Consider the following 16387-nt stretch of genomic DNA (forward strand, 5'->3'; position numbering starts at 1 on the left):
CTCCTTGAGTTAATATGTGTCAATAAGCTGTGCTCTTATAAAAATGCATCATGTTACATATTTTTTTATTTCCTAAAGGCCAAAGACTATTACTATTATGGCCCAAAGGAAAACTCAGCCATACTTAAAATGGGAGCATCACCGGCTGCTTTAAATAAAGCAGTTTTGTGACACTCCCCTTCTTAAGCAAACACCTATACTCTCTCTGAGCCTCGTTGATAAATCTTGATTCTTAAAGTCTGCTTTGCACCACGGCTACGGTCTCATTCTTAAGCTTTTCGGCTTGAGCAAAGAGGCGTTCCCGTTCCGCTTTAACCTTCTCCTGATAATCACTGTCTTTGACCTGGGGCAGATTGATGTCCACACTGAACATAGCTGCCTTGAGGGCGCTTTCAGCCAGATAGGCGGCTACACCCACATCACTGATGGCTCCTTTATTGCCGATGGGGGCCAGTTCCTGGGCCAGCTCCAGAACCGCATAGCAGTTTTGCGCAATGGCCAAAGGAGTGTCCGTAGCTGAAACCAGGACTTCCTGCATTTTGACCGAGCGCGCTTGTTTTTGCTCCTCTGTATCCTTAGGAAGCTTCAAGACAGCCATGAAATTGGAGAATTCTTCAATATCCTGGGTCAAACCATTTTTCAGATCATGGAGGAGCTTCTCACCTTTGGCCAGGATGACTTGGACTTGAGGCTCTACATCCTTATACTTTTCCTTACCCACAGTCAAATTTGCAACCATGCATACCATGGAAGCTCCTAAAGCACCCACATAAGCGGACACGCTTCCACCACCGGGGGTGGGGGCGGCACTGGCGGACTGGGCCAGGAATTCCGCGCTTGTCCATTGCCAGATTGTGTTCTCAGCCATTATTGACCCTCCTTGTGCTGCAGAGTAATCCCCTTCAGAACATTTTTCATGATCAAGGCGGTGGTTAATGAGCCTACGCCCCCCGGTACCGGTGAAATGAGGGAAGCGACTTCTTTAACTTCCTCAAAATCAACGTCCCCGCAAATTCCGCCCGGGATCTCATTGATACCGGCATCGACGACGATGGCACCTGGTTTCACCATATCTTTCTTAACAAGTTTTGCTTTACCTACAGCGGCCACGATGATATCCGCCTGACGGGTAAACGCTCCCAGATCCGGAGTACGGGAATGGCAGATGGTCACGGTGGCATTATGTTTAAGAATCAGGAAAACCAAGGGCTTGCCAACTGTCTCTCCCCGCCCTACGATCACCACATGCTTGCCGGCGATTTCAACTCCCGAGCGGAGCATGATTTCGATACAGCTTTCAGGAGTTGCCGGAAACAGACCTTCTTCCCCACTGAGAATATAGCCACGGTTAATGGGATGAACTCCGTCTACATCCTTATCAGGACGCACGGCTGCCATGACACGCTCTTTGGAAATATGTTTCGGTAAGGGCAGCTCGATCATAATACCATGAACATCGGGATTAGCGTTAAGGGAAGCAATCAGGGCCAGGATGGACTCTTCCGAACTTTCGGCAGGCAATAGGTCAAGTTCAAAGTCAATGCCTAAGCTGTCACTTACTTTTTGCTTGGATTTCGCATAGACCACAGAAGCCGGGTCGTCTCCAACGAGAACCACCGCCAGCTTAGGATTAACCCCTTGTTCCTTCCACCTCTTTACTTCTTCCTTGATCTCTTCTTTTAAAACTTTGGAAATTTCTTTTCCGTCCAGCAATTGAGCCAATGAAATCCCACTCCTCTCTTTCTTATCCATAAACTATACCAGTTCGTCCTTTACTATTCTCCATTCCGGCTGGAATTCCCTTTCCTTGGGAGCAATTTATGTGGTATTTTTGTAAACTTTTCGATTATTCCGTCATTAATCGCCAAGTTATGGTCAACTCGTTTATTATTGATTCCGTGGAGGATCTTTTATTATTTTACTTGATACTCTCGGCCATCTTGATCAACTCCGCCCGTTCTATTTCTCTGATCAGGGAAAACAGAGTATCATCTTCCCAGACAATGCTGGCCAGCCCCTGCTTTTCAGCTAAAATTGCCTCCTTGTCGTGAATCATAATATTCCGCACCGCAGCACCTTCAGTATCTATTCTCACATCAGTATTGCTGTTCAAGTACCGGGTGAAGCGGATAGTTTGCCCCTGATCGTTGGCATAATGAATGGCTTCCAGATGGTCCCGTTTTTCTATTTTGTCCACTTTAAATCCTTGGGGAACATAGCTTGGGGCATACCCCTAATCTGTGCTACCAAAACATATTAATAGTTAGCTTTTAAATTTCAATGTGGTATAGAAAAAAGTAAGCTACGCAGGCAAGCTCACTTCGGTATCCCAATGTAAGAAATTCATTGGTCTATATCAAGTATTTGTTGCAAAAAGCGTTCTTGGTTGTCTTTATTTGCAAAGAAAGATCGATGGAGGGATAGGTATTTTATAAAGCAGCGCTGCTTTAATTTAAGTCAGGAGGGAGGAGGACATGAATTTTCCAGCTGATCAGAACCGGGATATCCAAAGCTTAACCTATAGAGAAAAGGATGTATTACGATTAAGGGTAAAAGGGTATAGCAGTAAAAAGATCGCGGATTCTTTAACTATTGAAATAACTACAGTAAGGACTCATCTCAAGCATATTCACCGCAAGCTGGGAGTTTCAAGCCAAGTTGAGTTGATTCAATTCGTGCATAAAATGTATATTTAAATAGAAAACACTCGAAAATATCCTCCATGCGGGGGATAGACCCGTATTATAAAACGGTGCAAAATATACATAAGGAAAGCATAAGTATGTGGCTTAAAGTCAAAGAAGGGCAAAGAAAAGGAGGTGAATGTCATAAGAAAGAAAACCGTAGCGCTTACTCTGTCTCTTTTTCATTCTTTGTCTGACCCCTATGCAGATGTTTGCTCAGGGCACAAATCAGGCAACTGAATCGGACGTAAGGCCCAATGTGAGTTAACATCACCGAATTCACCAATTCTTTTGACATTTCCGGTAGTGGCTTAGCTCAATTTAATGCCAGTCTTTATGCCCGCAGCAACATCGATAAAGTCGCATTGATGCCAGCACCCAACAGCACAATAATGAAAGTTGGCAAACGATCAAAAGCTGGACGAGTACTTCCAACCGCAATAGCGGTTATCTGACTCAAAAAAGATATGTCGTGAGCGGGTATTATTATCGGCTGGTTTCGACAGGAACAGTCTATCAGAATGATGCCTTGTAGAACAACTCTATTTTAGGTTTTAGGAGGTAAAAAGTATGAAAAAAAATATAGTGGCATGTATTCTTGTTATTGCGATGTTATTAAGTGTCGGAACTACCGCAGTATTTGCAGAAAACACTGCTCAAAGTTTAGTCGAAGATATAAATATTGATAGAAAAGACATCTCTTCTTCGCAAGATCCTTTTGAATTTCCGATTACGCCGAATTCAAAAGAATGGGGAAATTACTCATCTGTACAATTGAAAGAAATGCTTAATATCCCATTAAGCACTGCAGAAAAAATGGATACAGCCGCATTGCTGAAAATGGTACTTGAGTACCCCTTTATGATTGACATTTATGCCTATGACACTATAGAACAAGGTTTTAAAGGGCTTTCCTTGGAGTTTAATGGCGCAGCCGTTCTTTTGCAAAGACCGGACTTAGCAAAAAATCTTTTGACTCATTACAAGACTTCTACAGAAAAAATGCTGGCCGTTGAAACAAAAAGCCATATTAGTGATAAAGAAATTATACAAAAAATGTTTATGGAGTCTCTGTTGCTCTATCCGAAAGTATCGGATAAGCTAAGTGAGGATGAAAAACATATCATAGTGACACTTTCACAACAAGTAGCTGATAAATTTCAGATATCTCCCCTTGTAGTGGGAGAAACATCGGTGACAGCGGCAGCACCAGGGGATGTCTTAGGTTACGGCTATGTTTACACTCCAGCGCCTCCTGTTACAGTTCTAGTCTTAAAACTACAAGATTTTGACGCAGAGCAAAAAAAAGTGATAAATAACGACTATGATACAAGATATCCTGCAGCTACAAGATTGTCTTCCGCTACTTATAACTACAACTGCCATTCATATGCATGGTATTTAGCTTCGAGCTCCAACCCGTGGTGGATGAATGATCCATCTGCATATATGTCTGAATCTCGTTATACACAAGTTACAAACCCCATAGCCGGCGACAAAGTATACTGGATTGGGACTCATTCTGGACTTGTAACATCTGTAAGCGGTTCCAATATAACAGTTACCTCCAAATGGGGGGCTGCCGGCTTATATCGTCACCCCATTAATGATTGCCCATACCCCATTGTAATTCAAAAAACCTTTTGGAGATAAGTGAGCAGTGGCTAAAATAATAGTGCACAGGGTTTTACGTGGCATTCTTTTCGCTTTTGTGTTTATATCCATCATGACGGCAATATTAGCATGTGGTAATCCCGATTCATTGAATGTGATTCAAAAAAAGAAAGATGAGATTTCCTTGGAAATTAGTAATACAAAAAGGATCAGCATCTATGATATAGTCAGCAGTGATAGCAATAATAATACCCATTTTACGGATCCGGCAATCATAAAGCAGATTGAGGATTTATTTAACAAAACGTCTTTTCTAAAATGCGAAGATAATAGCATACAAGGCTACTCCCTTTTTATTACCTTTTCCAACGACACGTTTTCCAGTGACAGTAATTCACTTCACTTTTTTGTTTACGCAAATGACATTGTCGATATTGATGGGATAAAATACAAATCGAGGGATAGTATTTTTGATGCAATCAATGATTTCTATCTTCAAAAAAAAATCTCTCCTCCAAGATAATTATGGACCTCAAAACCGTACCACCCACATTCCCCGGAGCTATCGTTCCAATTACGGTCAGGACCGCTATAAATCTATGTGTCCTTTATGTAACTCTTTCCGAAATTAAACCTAGGATGCAAGCATAAGCGCAGATAACTGGGATTATATTCTCATTAAAGAAAGCGAAGAATCTCCCTGGGTTATCCATAATTGGTGAGTTTGAAACAAAGCAAGCCTCCGGAGAGCTTCTCCAACAGGCTTGCTTTATTTCTGGCCTATATATTATCCGAATTACCTGAACCTTACCGCAGTAATTAACCCTTATTCTTAAGATAGGCGTTAATTCCCGCGGCCGCTTTCTTGCCGGCTCCCATAGCCAGAATAACCGTAGCGGCACCGGTCACAATATCGCCCCCGGCGAACACTCCGGGAATGGAGGTCTCCAGGGTTTCTTCATTGACGACGATATTGCCCCATTTGTTCAGTTCCAAGCCTTCCGTGGATTGGGTGACCAAAGGATTAGGACCTTGCCCAATGGCGACAACCACCGTATCCACTTCGATCTCAAACTCCGAGCCAGGAATAGCCACAGGTTTACGGCGTCCAGATGCATCCGGTTCTCCCAGCTCATAGCGGAGACAGGTCAAGGATTTGACCGCACCCTTTTCATCCCCTTGGATGGCTACCGGGTTGGTGAGAAGCTGAAAGTTAACCCCTTCCTCCTCGGCGTGCTCAAGCTCTTCATGACGAGCCGGCATTTCCGCCCGGGAACGACGATAGACAATGCTGACCTCTTCCGCACCCAGGCGCAGCGCCGTACGGGCGGCATCCATAGCCACGTTGCCGGCCCCAAAAACAGCAACCTTCTTGCCTATTTTAACCGGGGTCTTATACTCAGGGAAGCGATATCCCTTCATAAGGTTGGTACGGGTTAAGAACTCATTGGCGGAATAGACACCATTTAAGTTTTCACCGGGAATTCCCAGGAAATTAGGCAGTCCGGCCCCTGTGCCGATGAACACCGCATCATAGCCGTTTTGCATAAGCTCATGGACGGAGGTCACTTTACCCACCACTTGATTAACCAGAATCTCCACACCCATGGGCTCCAAATTGCAAATCTCATTTTGAACAATATCTTTGGGCAGACGGAACTCAGGAATACCATACATCAACACGCCGCCGGCCACATGGAGGGCTTCGAAGATCGTCACCTTGTGCCCGGCCTTAGCCAAATCGCCCGCACAGGCTAATCCTGCCGGACCGGCACCGATGATCGCAACCTTCTTGCCGCTGGGCTGAGCCACTTCGGGAATCTTACATCCTTTGCTGATTTCATAATCAGCCACAAAGCGCTCCAAACGGCCAATGGCCACCGATTCACCTTTGATGCCTAAGATACATTTAGCCTCACATTGGGACTCCTGGGGGCAAACCCGGCCGCACACCGCGGGCAGAGAACTGCTCTGCTTGATAATCCCTGCGGCTTCCTCAAACTTCTCTTCCGTGATTTTTTGAATGAATTCAGGAATGGCAATATTCACAGGGCAGCCTTCAACACATTTCGGTTTCTTGCATTGGAGACAACGCTGAGCTTCTTCGATAGCCGTTTCCGATGCATATCCCAAAGCAACTTCATTGAAATTGTGAGCACGCTCTTTAGGATCCTGGCAGGGCATTTCATGACGGGGTACTTTTAAAGCCATGATTATTGCGCCCCCTTTCCACAATCACAGTCTTTGGAGATTTTGGCACGTTCTTCTTCATCTTTATAAAAACTGAGCCGTTTCATTGCCAGATCGAAATCCACCAGATGACCGTCAAACTCGGGGCCATCCACACAGGCAAATTTGGTTTCATCCCCTACACTGAGACGGCAGGCGCCACACATCCCTGTTCCATCCACCATGATGGGATTCATGCTGACGATGGTCTTGATCCCTAAGGGACGGGTAAAATTGGCTACAGAACGCATCATAACCACCGGTCCGATAGCCCAAATGGCATCAATCTTAGTGCCTTGAGCGATAATCTGCTCCAGGCCATTGGTGACGAAGCCTTTGACCCCTTTGCTGCCATCATCAGTGGCAATCACCAGCTCATCACTAATAGCAGCCATCTCTTCTTCAAGAATAAGGATATCGGCGCTGCGGGCGCCAATTACAGATATGAGCTTGTTGCCGGCTTCTTTTAAAGCCCGGGCAATGGGGTATACCGGTGCCACGCCAAGCCCGCCGCCGATACAAACCACCGTACCAAGATTTTCGATTTCAGAAGGGACTCCCAAGGGACCTACAAAATCAAGGAAATAGCTTCCTTCCTCCATGGAGTTAATCATCGCTGAGGAATAGCCTACATCCTGAATAACAATAGTGATGGTGCCCTTTTCCCGATCAAAGTCCATGACTGTAAGCGGGATACGTTCAGATTGTTCATCCATACGCACAATGACAAATTGGCCTGGTTCAACTTTTGCTGCGACGGCCGGAGCTTCAACTTCCAGCAAAACAATGCAAGGAGCTGAAGCAAGCTGCCTTCTTTTCACTACCCGATACACGTACACTCCTCCTTAATTTCATGCAAAAAAATAATAACTTTCTAACTATTCGATATGGTCTGTCATATCTCCTGCCTAAATTATACATCCCCTGACTTTTTCAAGGGCAAGCAGGGCTACACCAATCGCGTTATCCCGGCTCCAATCAGGCTCCGCCCAGTGGAGATTGGCATGTCGAGCCAGTCTCTTTTTCAGCTCTTTGCGGATAAATTGATTGGAAGCTACACCACCTACAATGAGAATCTCTGACAATGCGGTTTTTTCCATTCCCGACTGCAGTAATTTCCCTAAAGTCCGCACAATACACCCTTCCACGGCACGAGCTACGTCGGCAGGATTCTTCCCCTGATCAATTAACCTTTGGGCAGCGGTCTCCACTCCGGAAAAGCTCACTTCAAAGCCCCTGACAGCGGAAGGAAGCCAGGCCGCTGCCCCGGGATCAGCCTGACGGGCCAACTCCTCCAAGCTTTTGCCCGCGGGGAAGGGCAGTCCTAAACGGACTCCTACCCGATCCACGAATTGACCGGCATGAAGATCCGTTGTCCCTCCCAAAAGCCGTATCGCAAGTTTCCCGGGCTGAGCATGGTGGACTTCCAACAACTCAGTGGTTCCGCCTGAAACATGAATGGCCAGGAAATGGGATTCTTTAAGCTTGCTGGAAGCAACTCCTGCCGCTAAATGTCCTTCCTGGTGACTGGTTTCAACCAAAGGGATGCACCGGGCAGAGGCCATCGCCGCTGCCACACCATATCCGGGCAGAAAAACCGGCATATAAGACTCTTTGAGAGGACGGGGTGCAGTGCTTACTCCCAGAGCGCTGACTTTCTCCCAATATTCGGGAGGCACCGCGGTCACCAGCTGGGGCAAATTCTGAACATGCTGAAAAAGGGCTGCCGATTGAGCAAGCCCTCTTTCACCTTCTGGAACAGTCAAGATCTTCCTGTTTTCATAGACCAGTCCAGCCTGCTCATCCACAATCGCCAATGAAGTGGTATATGCACTTGTATCAATCCCGAGATAGAGTGTCATTCCCTTTTTCATCCTTTTTGTTGACGCTTTCCACGACTTTATCCAAGATGCCATTGATAAATTTGCCGGATTCTTCACTGCCATAGCGTTTGGCAATCTCTATCGCTTCATTAATGGTCACCCGGCCGGGAATATCTTTCCGAAAGAGGATTTCATAACTGGCAAGGCGTAAAAGATTCCGATCCACATTAGCCATGCGGGCTAATGACCAGCCTTCGGATAATTTCTCCAGATTCTCATCGATCACTTCTTTATGAGTCAGTGTTCCTTCCGCCAGTTCCTCTGCAAAAGGAATACTTCCTTCCGGAACAGCAAATTCATCCGCCCATTTGTGAATTGCGGACTTCAGGTCCTGGCTTTCCCCAGTCATCTCCAGCTGGAATAAAACTTGCAATGCGGTTTCCCGAGCTAATCTGCGGCTCATAGGTTCCTCCTAGAATTATTTGTTATGATCATGTCGCCAAGAACTCTGATTCTATGTATTATTTTCTGCTTTCCCAGTATGTATTGGGGTACAGTTCCTGTCCCTCGGTTCCACTTACCTGACTCGCGGCGGACGATTGGATTGAACGGGATCCAGCCGGCGTGCCAATACTTTCACCTCGGCAACTTTGATGCCTGTAAAGCGTTCTACATCCTCTTTAATTTGAGTTTGCAGCTGCTCCGACACCTCCGGAATCACCGTTTCAAAATTAAACTGACAATCCAGCAAAATCTCCAAGCCATCCTCCCTTTGCTTAATCAAGGGTTTAACCAGTCGCACTTCGTTTTTACTCTGAGCACTGCGTACAATAAGATCTCCAATAGCATCCACGGTAACCCGCACTTCACCTAACTGGGAAACTGTCCGAAAGGTGTTGTCTATGCTTTTTCGCGGCTTTAAAAAGGGTAATATCCCCAGGATCATGATCAAGATGGCTATGACTAGGCTTTCCCAAGTATTCGTCCTTAACCAATCCAATCCGGACAATAAAAGTTCATAAGGGAGTTCCCACCCCGTACTTATGGCTAGAATACATCCCCCTATAACCACCAATAAGGCACCAACACTATACCCTAACAAACCGGTCACCACCTTATATTTGTTTACCCCCCCTGGTCCACCAGGGGGGGTAAATCCGTTTGCTTATTTTAACCGAGCAAGCTCTTCATCCTTAATCTCAGGAACTGGACGAAAATTAACTCCCTGGACATGAACATTGGTTTCGACGACCAGAAGGCCCGTCATGCTTTCAATAGCCTCTTTCACGGCTTCTTGAACCTTTAAAGACACTTCAGGTATTGACACACCGTATTCCACAACGAGATAAAGATTCACAGCAGCTTCCTGTTCCCCAACTTCAACCTTAACACCCTTGGAGAGGTTCTTGCCACGACCAAGCATCTGGGCAATATCTCCCACCAGGCCGCCGCTCATACCGGCTACACCTTCCACTTGGGAAGCGGCCAGGCCGGCAATAATTTCCACGACTTCATCCGCGATCTTGATCGTTCCCAGTGCATTTTCTATATCTGGTTTTTCCATAGTTTCACCTCATCATCCACATATTAATCCATAAGTATCTTTTGTCATTATAACAAAAGAAGACCATGCTGGCAAAGGTGAATGTACTATCTATTCTCCTAAAATCCGCCTTTGGATAAAGTTAGTATAGACTTCTCCCCGACGGAAAAAGGCATTGTCCAGTACCTTGAGATGGAAGGGAATGGTGGTATGTACTCCTTCAATATAAAACTCTTCCAAAGCACGTTTCATTCTTTGGATCGCTTCTTCCCGATCAGCACCCCAGACGATCAATTTTCCGATCATGGAGTCATAATAGGGGGGGATGGTGTAGCCCTGATAAGCGGCACTATCCACCCGAACTCCGGGACCGCCGGGCGGGTGATAGAACTCAATGGTTCCTGGGGAGGGCATAAAGTTCTTCTCTGAGTTTTCAGCATTAATCCGGCATTCCATAGCCCAGCCACGAATTTGCACATCTTCCTGGGCAATTCCCAAAGGCTCTCCCGCCGCAACGCGAATCTGAGCCTTCAACAGATCAATTCCTGTTACAAATTCAGTCACCGGATGCTCCACCTGAATTCGCGTATTCATCTCAATGAAATAGTAATCTCCATGCTTATCCAAGAGAAACTCGATGGTTCCGGCACTGGAATAATCAGCAGCCTTGGCAGCCTTTATCGCTGCTTCTCCCATGGCCTTACGCAGTTCAGGGGTAAGGGCGCTGGAAGGAGCCTCCTCCAGCAGTTTCTGATTTCTTCTTTGCAGGGAGCAATCCCTTTCTCCGAGATGAATCACATTGCCGTGTTTATCCGCTAAAATCTGAAACTCAATATGACGAGGTTCCTCCACGTACTTCTCCAGATAAATCTCCGAATTGCCAAAAGCAGCTTGTGCTTCGCTTTGGGCAGCTTGAATAGATTTGGCCAGCTCCTTGGGGTTTTGGGCAATGCGCATCCCTTTACCCCCGCCTCCTGCTGAGGCTTTGATCATGACGGGGTAGCCAATCTCCTTAGCCAGAACTGAGGCGGATTCCACATCGGTGAGCACCTCTTTGGAGCCGGGAACCACCGGAACTCCCGCCTCGATCATAGTCTTGCGCGCCGTAGCCTTATCCCCCATGGTTTCAATGGCTCGCGGCGAGGGACCGATAAAGGTGATGCCGCAGGACTCACAAATCTCGGCGAACCGTGCATTCTCCGATAAAAAGCCATAACCGGGATGAATGGCATCCACACCGGTTAACTCAGCAGCGCTGATGATATTGGGGATATTTAAATAACTCTTAGTCGAAGGATGGGGACCGATGCAGACGGCCTGGTCCGCTTCCCGGACATGCAGGGCATCCCGATCCGCCTCGGAAAAGACGGCCACGGTCTCAATGTCCATCTCCCGGCAGGCCCTGATAATCCGTAAGGCAATTTCTCCCCGATTGGCTATTAATACCTTTTTAAACATGCTGCCTATCTCCTCATTATTCAACTGCAAACAAAGGTTGACCGAACTCCACCGGCTGGCCGTTTTCAACCAAAATTTCCACGATGCGTCCACTGATTTCCGCTTCTATCTCATTCATGAGCTTCATCGCTTCAATGATGCATACCGTTTGGGATTCTTTCACCATCTGTCCCCGCTCCACAAAAGATGGAGCATCCGGTGCCGGTGAACGGTAGAAAGTTCCCACCATAGGCGCCTTGATGTATTGCAGATTTTTCTTAGGAGCCTCGGCAGGGCTTTGCAGTTCCTGGGCAGCTTTAACCGGTGCACTGACCGCCGCCGGTGCAGGCTGGACAGCGGCTTCAGCAGTTCCGCCCATGACAGGCAGCGCCATGGCTGGTGCGGGCGTACTGCCCTTTTTAATGGAGACCTTTACTCCTTCACTTTCAAGGTTCAATTCGGTAATATCTGTGTCACCAATGAGTTTAATGAGCTCTTTAATTTCTTTTAAATCCATTTTGGAATCCTCCTTCGAAACTGGAACGGACGGGCTTTTAGCAGCGACCGTGATCCCCTTCTCTCTTTCAATAAAGAACTTTTTAGCCACTTGTGGAAACAGGGCATAACTCAAGACATCCTCACGGGATAAGGCAAACTCTTTGCTTTCCTGTTCCGCTTTTTTAAGAGCAGGTTCTAATTTATCCGCAGGACGAATAGTAAGGACTTCTTCATCGCCGATGATCAGCTTCTGAATCTCGGGATCGACAGGTGCGGGAGGCTTGCCGTAAAGCCCACGGACATAGGCTTTCACCTCAGCAGGCACTAATTTATATCTTGCCCCGCTCAACACATTCAATACAGCTTGAGTCCCCACGATTTGGCTGGTTGGCGTTACCAAAGGTGGATAACCCAATTCTGCCCTAACACTGGGTATCTCGTCAAGCACTTCATTGATCCGATTCAGGGCTTTTTGTTCTTCCAGTTGGGATACGAGATTGGAGATCATTCCCCCAGGTACTTGATGTTCAAAAACACGCATGTCGGAAATACGAGTGATTCCCCGTTCAAAACCTCTGCTCTTGCGGAGCTCTTCAAAATAATTAGCAATGGTAAAGAGCTGGGGAATATCCATCTCCGGCGCGAATTCAAATTCCTGAAGTGCCCGTACCACAAGCTCTACCGGTGGCTGACTGGCACCGAAAGCCAAGGGAACACTGGCTGTGTCGATCACATCCACACGGGCTTCAGCAGCTTTAACATAGGCAATGGTCCCCATACCACCGATATAATGGGTATGCAGCTGGATCATGACCCCTAGTTCTTCTTTAAGCATTCTTACCAATTTATACCCACGCTGTGGGGTTAAGAGACCCGCCATATCCTTAATGCAAATAGAGTCAGCGCCTAAAGCCACAAGTTCTTTAGCCGTTTCCATATAATGCTCCAAAGTATGCACAGGACTTACGGTATAGACCACGGAAGCCTGAACATGGGCTCCGGCCGCTTTAGCCGCTTCCATGGGAACGATCATATTGCGAACATCATTTAAAGCATCAAAAATGCGGATAATATCAATTCCATTTTTTACACTGAGCTGGACAAATTCACGAACCACATCATCAGGATAATGCTGATAGCCCACTAAGGATTGACCTCTCAACAACATCTGCAATGGGGTTTTCTTGACATGCTGTTTTATGGTTCTTAATCTTTCCCAGGGATCTTCCCCAAGAAAACGCAGGCACACATCAAAGGTCGCTCCGCCCCAGACCTCAAGGGAATGGTATCCCACTTGATCCAATTCGGTCAGGATAGGGAGCATATCTTCTGTTCTCATCCGCGTAGCCCAAAGGCTTTGATGAGCATCACGCAGTGTCGTATCCGTAATTTTCACCGGTTTCATCCAGCACAACCCCTCTCTCATACCCTATCACGCTCTCTGTCTAAATTCCGTTTATGTTTTATTATATGAAACTGGTAAAATTTTTTCAACGAAACAGCGCCAAGTATACAATATCACGCCAAAGTATACAGTATAACCTTCGAAATCGAATTAATGGTTAAATCAAAAAAGATTCTGCACACCTTACTTCAGAAAAAACTCATTTTTGCCATGCACAGAATCTTTTTAAATTTTAATAACGATAGGCTATGCGGACTTGTTCTTTGGCGGTATTGGTAACACGAAACACAATATCTTGAATCACCTTGATCTCTGCCCCTTCCAGATTGGGGGCATAGACGATGACTGCAACTTCATTATTCCCAAAATCAGCTATGGCATCCTTAATTCCACTGATTTTAAGGAGATTCTCTATTTCTTCTTCCTTTTGAATCTTATGACTCAACTGCAACCATTTTTCCTGGGCTTCTTCCCTTGTCTTTACCACATTGGAATCTAAAAGGGGAGCCAGCATAGTTTTGGCCTCTTGCCGGGAGGCTTCCCGCTGCAGCCGGTAATTGACAAAATAATCTCCTCCGTGTGGTAAGGGCTTGACCACCTCTGCAGAAAAATAAATGCTCTGGCTTTCCGGTTGTACTTGGACCGGCACACTTTCATGAGTAGGCTGGCTAAGGGGCTCATCGCCAAAAACCAGATGCCAAAAGGCGTACAGCAGCAGCAACACGACAATAACAGAGCCCACCAGCACCCATCTATGTCCCTTCTTCAAATCGCCCCACCGCTTCAAAGTCACCACTTTCATAGTACTCCTCCCATGGGCTGAACATTTATTTTATCGGAAGGAATATCCAATAAGGTTCGTACTGCGTTATGAATATTTTCCCGGACATTGGGATCACTGGCCCCTTCAGCGATGATCAGAACTCCTGCCACATTAGGGCGTTCTTCCATGACAATGACCGGTTGACTGGCGCCGTTGGGCATCACCAGCTGATTGTTTTCGGTGACTTCTGTGGACTCCCGTGTGCCGCCACCTTTATCAGATTCTTTGGTTGTTTTCTTGGTCACACTGCCGTTGGTGGCATAATCAGAACGAAGGCTGGAAGATAAAGTTACGGATACCTGAACACTGCCAACTCCTGACATCTGCTGAAGATTCTGCACCAACTTCTTTTCCATTTCTTTTTCCAGAGTGCCGATTCGGGTGACCTCAACGGTATCCCGGTTCTCCACTGCCTGATTCATAGGCACCACAGGCTCACCTCCTCCGCCCTTGCCATAGAGCAGCATGCATACTGCAGCCACTACAAGCACTGCAGGAATTAAAATTTTAGGCTGGATATCTTTAAAAAGATTCATGAGTTGTTCCTCCCTTTCTACCCTTCCGTTATAATAATCTGCTCCCTGGGCATCTGCATAAAAACTGCTACTTTATCCCGGATTTCCAGAGCTGCTGCCGACAATACCTGCTCCTGATCCGGCTTGGGCTCATCCAGGTTAATCACGATGTCTTCAATAGGTTGAATTCCCTGTTCCTCGGCATCCAAATGAATCATAATTCGCTCGATTCGAGGTATATTCGTCAATCCGCCTGAGCCTTCCGCCAAGTCTACATTCACCTGAAGCTCTTTAATTCCTTCCATGCCAACCGTTAAGGCTTTAATCTGGCTGACAACGATTGCTTTATACTGTTCCTGAACTGCATTGGTGCCGATGGCCTCTCCCACTTCCCCTGGGGCAAGAACCGCCAACTCTTGGGCAGAGCTTTCCGTCCAAGCCGGGATGGCGCTCTCCACGGTCATTCCCAATAAGGCCGTCAGGGGCGTAAGGATGGCCGAGATGACGAACAACCCCATCACCAGTTTGACAAAGCCCTTCATAGACTTATTAGGAAGCAGCATCTCCAGAAAACTGGCCAGAAGCAAAATAATGGCTAAATTGCGCACAAGGGTTTGCAAACTCTCCAAAAACTTCACCTCCCTATCGCAGCATGACAGTTAAATTACCGGACCCCACCACCACGGCAATAGCCATAAAGAACATGATGGCTACAGAGGCTACAGAGGCAAAGATAAAAATCAAACTCTTGGACATTTCCTGAAGAGTATCCGCTAACTCCTTTTGTCCCAGCGGCTCAATCAAAGCTGAAGAGATTTTGAAAACCAGAATCATGGCGACCAGCTTGACCACCGGACCTAAACAAATTAAGGCTAAAGCGATAATAGCCACGATCCCTAAAGCATTTTTTAATAAGAGCCCTGAAGTGACCACCAATTCCACTGCATCTTTAAAGAATTTACCCACCACAGGAATCAGGTCTGCGGAGTATTTTGCTGTACGCAGAACGACCCCATCAGCCACACCTCCAGTGACCCCTTGCACGGCCATGACCCCAATGAAAACGGTTAAGATGATTCCCAAACTCAATTTTCCGGTAAACTCCAGGAGTCCCGCCAGTCTGCTGAGCTTGAATTCACTGGAAATGTGGTTAAATAGTTTGAGAACTGCTGCCAAAAAGAATAAAGGTAAGGCTACAGTTTTGATTAAGGTCGCCAAAAAGGTCAAACTGCCTAATACCATGGGCTTAAACAAAGCCGCAGTGGTCAAATTCCCCATAGCAACCAGCATAGTCATCATGACCGGAAGCAAGGTCTGCATGAATCCCGTCATAGTTTGAATGGAATCGGAGGCCAGGTTCATAGCTATTTGGAAGGTAGCCAGGGCAATCCCCATCAGCACCAAATAGGCAAGGATCTGGGCCATTTTCCCTACCTCACCGCTGAATGCCGACTGGAGTTGCTGGAGAACGGCAGTCAATACGGCTAAAATTAAGAGCTTTCCGATTAAAGGAGCACTCTCGAGAACTTCTTTTCCCAATAAGGCGAGGAGTGTTTTGCCGAGCTCCACAGGGTGAAGATTGATATCGCCCTGACGAAGGTCATCAAAGAATTTCGCCAGGGAAAAATTAGGCAAAGACTCCTGAACATCCCGATCAATTTGCTCCAGGAACCCGCGGACTTCTGTCAGATCCACTTGAGCAGCAAGATCTGCGGTCGGCTCTGACATTTCCTCCGCTCCATAAACCAAGGAGGGAGTTGTCCCATTTCCTATGAAAAAAAAGAAAAGAAAGATAATTATCACTCGCTGCATTGTT

General features: G+C 46.5%; 17 protein-coding genes and 1 pseudogene. 3 read left to right on the forward strand and 15 right to left on the reverse strand.

Features of this window, described 5'->3' with window-relative positions; all coding sequences use genetic code 11:
- Positions 1-232: 232 nt before the first annotated feature.
- The 3 genes and pseudogenes from BUA14_RS15325 to BUA14_RS15335 form a co-directional block, all read right to left on the reverse strand.
- The gene (locus BUA14_RS15325; protein ID WP_072773409.1) at positions 233-868 is read right to left on the reverse strand and encodes a cyclodeaminase/cyclohydrolase family protein; all 636 of its coding nucleotides are present in this window, start codon (positions 866-868) and stop codon (positions 233-235) included.
- The gene (locus tag BUA14_RS15330) at positions 868-1722 is read right to left on the reverse strand and encodes a bifunctional 5,10-methylenetetrahydrofolate dehydrogenase/5,10-methenyltetrahydrofolate cyclohydrolase (RefSeq protein WP_072773410.1); all 855 of its coding nucleotides are present in this window, start codon (positions 1720-1722) and stop codon (positions 868-870) included. The genes BUA14_RS15325 and BUA14_RS15330 overlap by 1 nt, the downstream gene beginning before the upstream one ends.
- Positions 1723-1918: 196 nt before the next feature.
- Positions 1919-2218: pseudogene (locus BUA14_RS15335) on the reverse strand (DUF4367 domain-containing protein); the annotation flags it as partial.
- A 256-nt stretch (positions 2219-2474) separates the two neighbouring features.
- Between BUA14_RS15335 and BUA14_RS15340 the strand changes: the two are divergent.
- From BUA14_RS15340 to BUA14_RS15355, 3 genes are all read left to right on the forward strand, one after another.
- Entirely contained in the window at positions 2475-2696 is a 222-nt protein-coding gene (locus BUA14_RS15340; protein WP_005810932.1) for a response regulator transcription factor, read from the forward strand.
- 558 nt (positions 2697-3254) lie between these two features.
- Entirely contained in the window at positions 3255-4337 is a 1083-nt protein-coding gene (locus tag BUA14_RS15350; RefSeq protein ID WP_072773412.1) for a hypothetical protein, read from the forward strand.
- 7 nt (positions 4338-4344) lie between these two features.
- On the forward strand, positions 4345-4821 hold the full coding sequence (locus BUA14_RS15355; RefSeq protein WP_072773413.1) for a hypothetical protein: 477 nt from the start codon (positions 4345-4347) through the stop codon (positions 4819-4821).
- A 296-nt stretch (positions 4822-5117) separates the two neighbouring features.
- Here the strand turns inward: BUA14_RS15355 and gltA are convergent, their stop codons facing one another.
- The 12 genes from gltA to spoIIIAE form a co-directional block, all read right to left on the reverse strand.
- On the reverse strand, positions 5118-6509 hold the full coding sequence (gene gltA / locus BUA14_RS15360; protein WP_072773414.1) for an NADPH-dependent glutamate synthase: 1392 nt from the start codon (positions 6507-6509) through the stop codon (positions 5118-5120).
- Between the two features lie 2 nt (positions 6510-6511).
- Positions 6512-7360, reverse strand: coding sequence for a sulfide/dihydroorotate dehydrogenase-like FAD/NAD-binding protein (locus tag BUA14_RS15365; protein ID WP_072773415.1), 849 nt, complete (start codon positions 7358-7360; stop codon positions 6512-6514).
- A 75-nt stretch (positions 7361-7435) separates the two neighbouring features.
- Positions 7436-8389: a tRNA (adenosine(37)-N6)-threonylcarbamoyltransferase complex transferase subunit TsaD gene (locus BUA14_RS15370; RefSeq protein ID WP_072773416.1), complete on the reverse strand. Its 954-nt coding sequence runs from the start codon at positions 8387-8389 to the stop codon at positions 7436-7438.
- Positions 8367-8813 (reverse strand): transcription antitermination factor NusB, encoded by a 447-nt coding sequence (gene nusB / locus BUA14_RS15375; protein ID WP_011460271.1) that lies wholly within the window; start codon positions 8811-8813, stop codon positions 8367-8369. The genes BUA14_RS15370 and nusB overlap by 23 nt, the downstream gene beginning before the upstream one ends.
- Positions 8814-8927: 114 nt before the next feature.
- Positions 8928-9452, reverse strand: a complete 525-nt coding sequence (amaP, locus tag BUA14_RS15380; protein WP_072773417.1) for an alkaline shock response membrane anchor protein AmaP — start codon at positions 9450-9452, stop codon at positions 8928-8930.
- A 63-nt stretch (positions 9453-9515) separates the two neighbouring features.
- A complete protein-coding gene (locus tag BUA14_RS15385) occupies positions 9516-9914 on the reverse strand; it encodes an Asp23/Gls24 family envelope stress response protein (protein WP_005810919.1) in 399 nt (132 codons plus the stop codon).
- 90 nt (positions 9915-10004) lie between these two features.
- Positions 10005-11351 carry an acetyl-CoA carboxylase biotin carboxylase subunit gene (gene accC / locus BUA14_RS15390; RefSeq protein ID WP_072773418.1) on the reverse strand — a complete coding sequence of 449 codons (1347 nt, stop codon included), beginning with the start codon at positions 11349-11351 and terminating at the stop codon, positions 10005-10007.
- Positions 11352-11367: 16 nt separating this feature from the next.
- Positions 11368-13233, reverse strand: coding sequence for an acetyl-CoA carboxylase biotin carboxyl carrier protein (accB, locus tag BUA14_RS15395; protein ID WP_072773419.1), 1866 nt, complete (start codon positions 13231-13233; stop codon positions 11368-11370).
- Between the two features lie 232 nt (positions 13234-13465).
- On the reverse strand, positions 13466-14035 hold the full coding sequence (locus BUA14_RS15400; protein WP_072773420.1) for a SpoIIIAH-like family protein: 570 nt from the start codon (positions 14033-14035) through the stop codon (positions 13466-13468).
- Positions 14032-14592, reverse strand: a complete 561-nt coding sequence (locus BUA14_RS15405; RefSeq protein ID WP_072773421.1) for a stage III sporulation protein AH — start codon at positions 14590-14592, stop codon at positions 14032-14034. The genes BUA14_RS15400 and BUA14_RS15405 overlap by 4 nt, the downstream gene beginning before the upstream one ends.
- Positions 14593-14609: 17 nt before the next feature.
- Positions 14610-15200: a stage III sporulation protein AF gene (spoIIIAF, locus tag BUA14_RS15410; RefSeq protein WP_072773422.1), complete on the reverse strand. Its 591-nt coding sequence runs from the start codon at positions 15198-15200 to the stop codon at positions 14610-14612.
- 13 nt (positions 15201-15213) lie between these two features.
- Positions 15214-16383, reverse strand: a complete 1170-nt coding sequence (spoIIIAE, locus tag BUA14_RS15415) for a stage III sporulation protein AE (RefSeq protein WP_072773423.1) — start codon at positions 16381-16383, stop codon at positions 15214-15216.
- Positions 16384-16387: the final 4 nt, after the last annotated feature.

It is taken from the genome of Desulfitobacterium chlororespirans DSM 11544, assembly GCF_900143285.1.
Taxonomy (GTDB): Bacteria; Bacillota; Desulfitobacteriia; order Desulfitobacteriales; family Desulfitobacteriaceae; genus Desulfitobacterium; species Desulfitobacterium chlororespirans.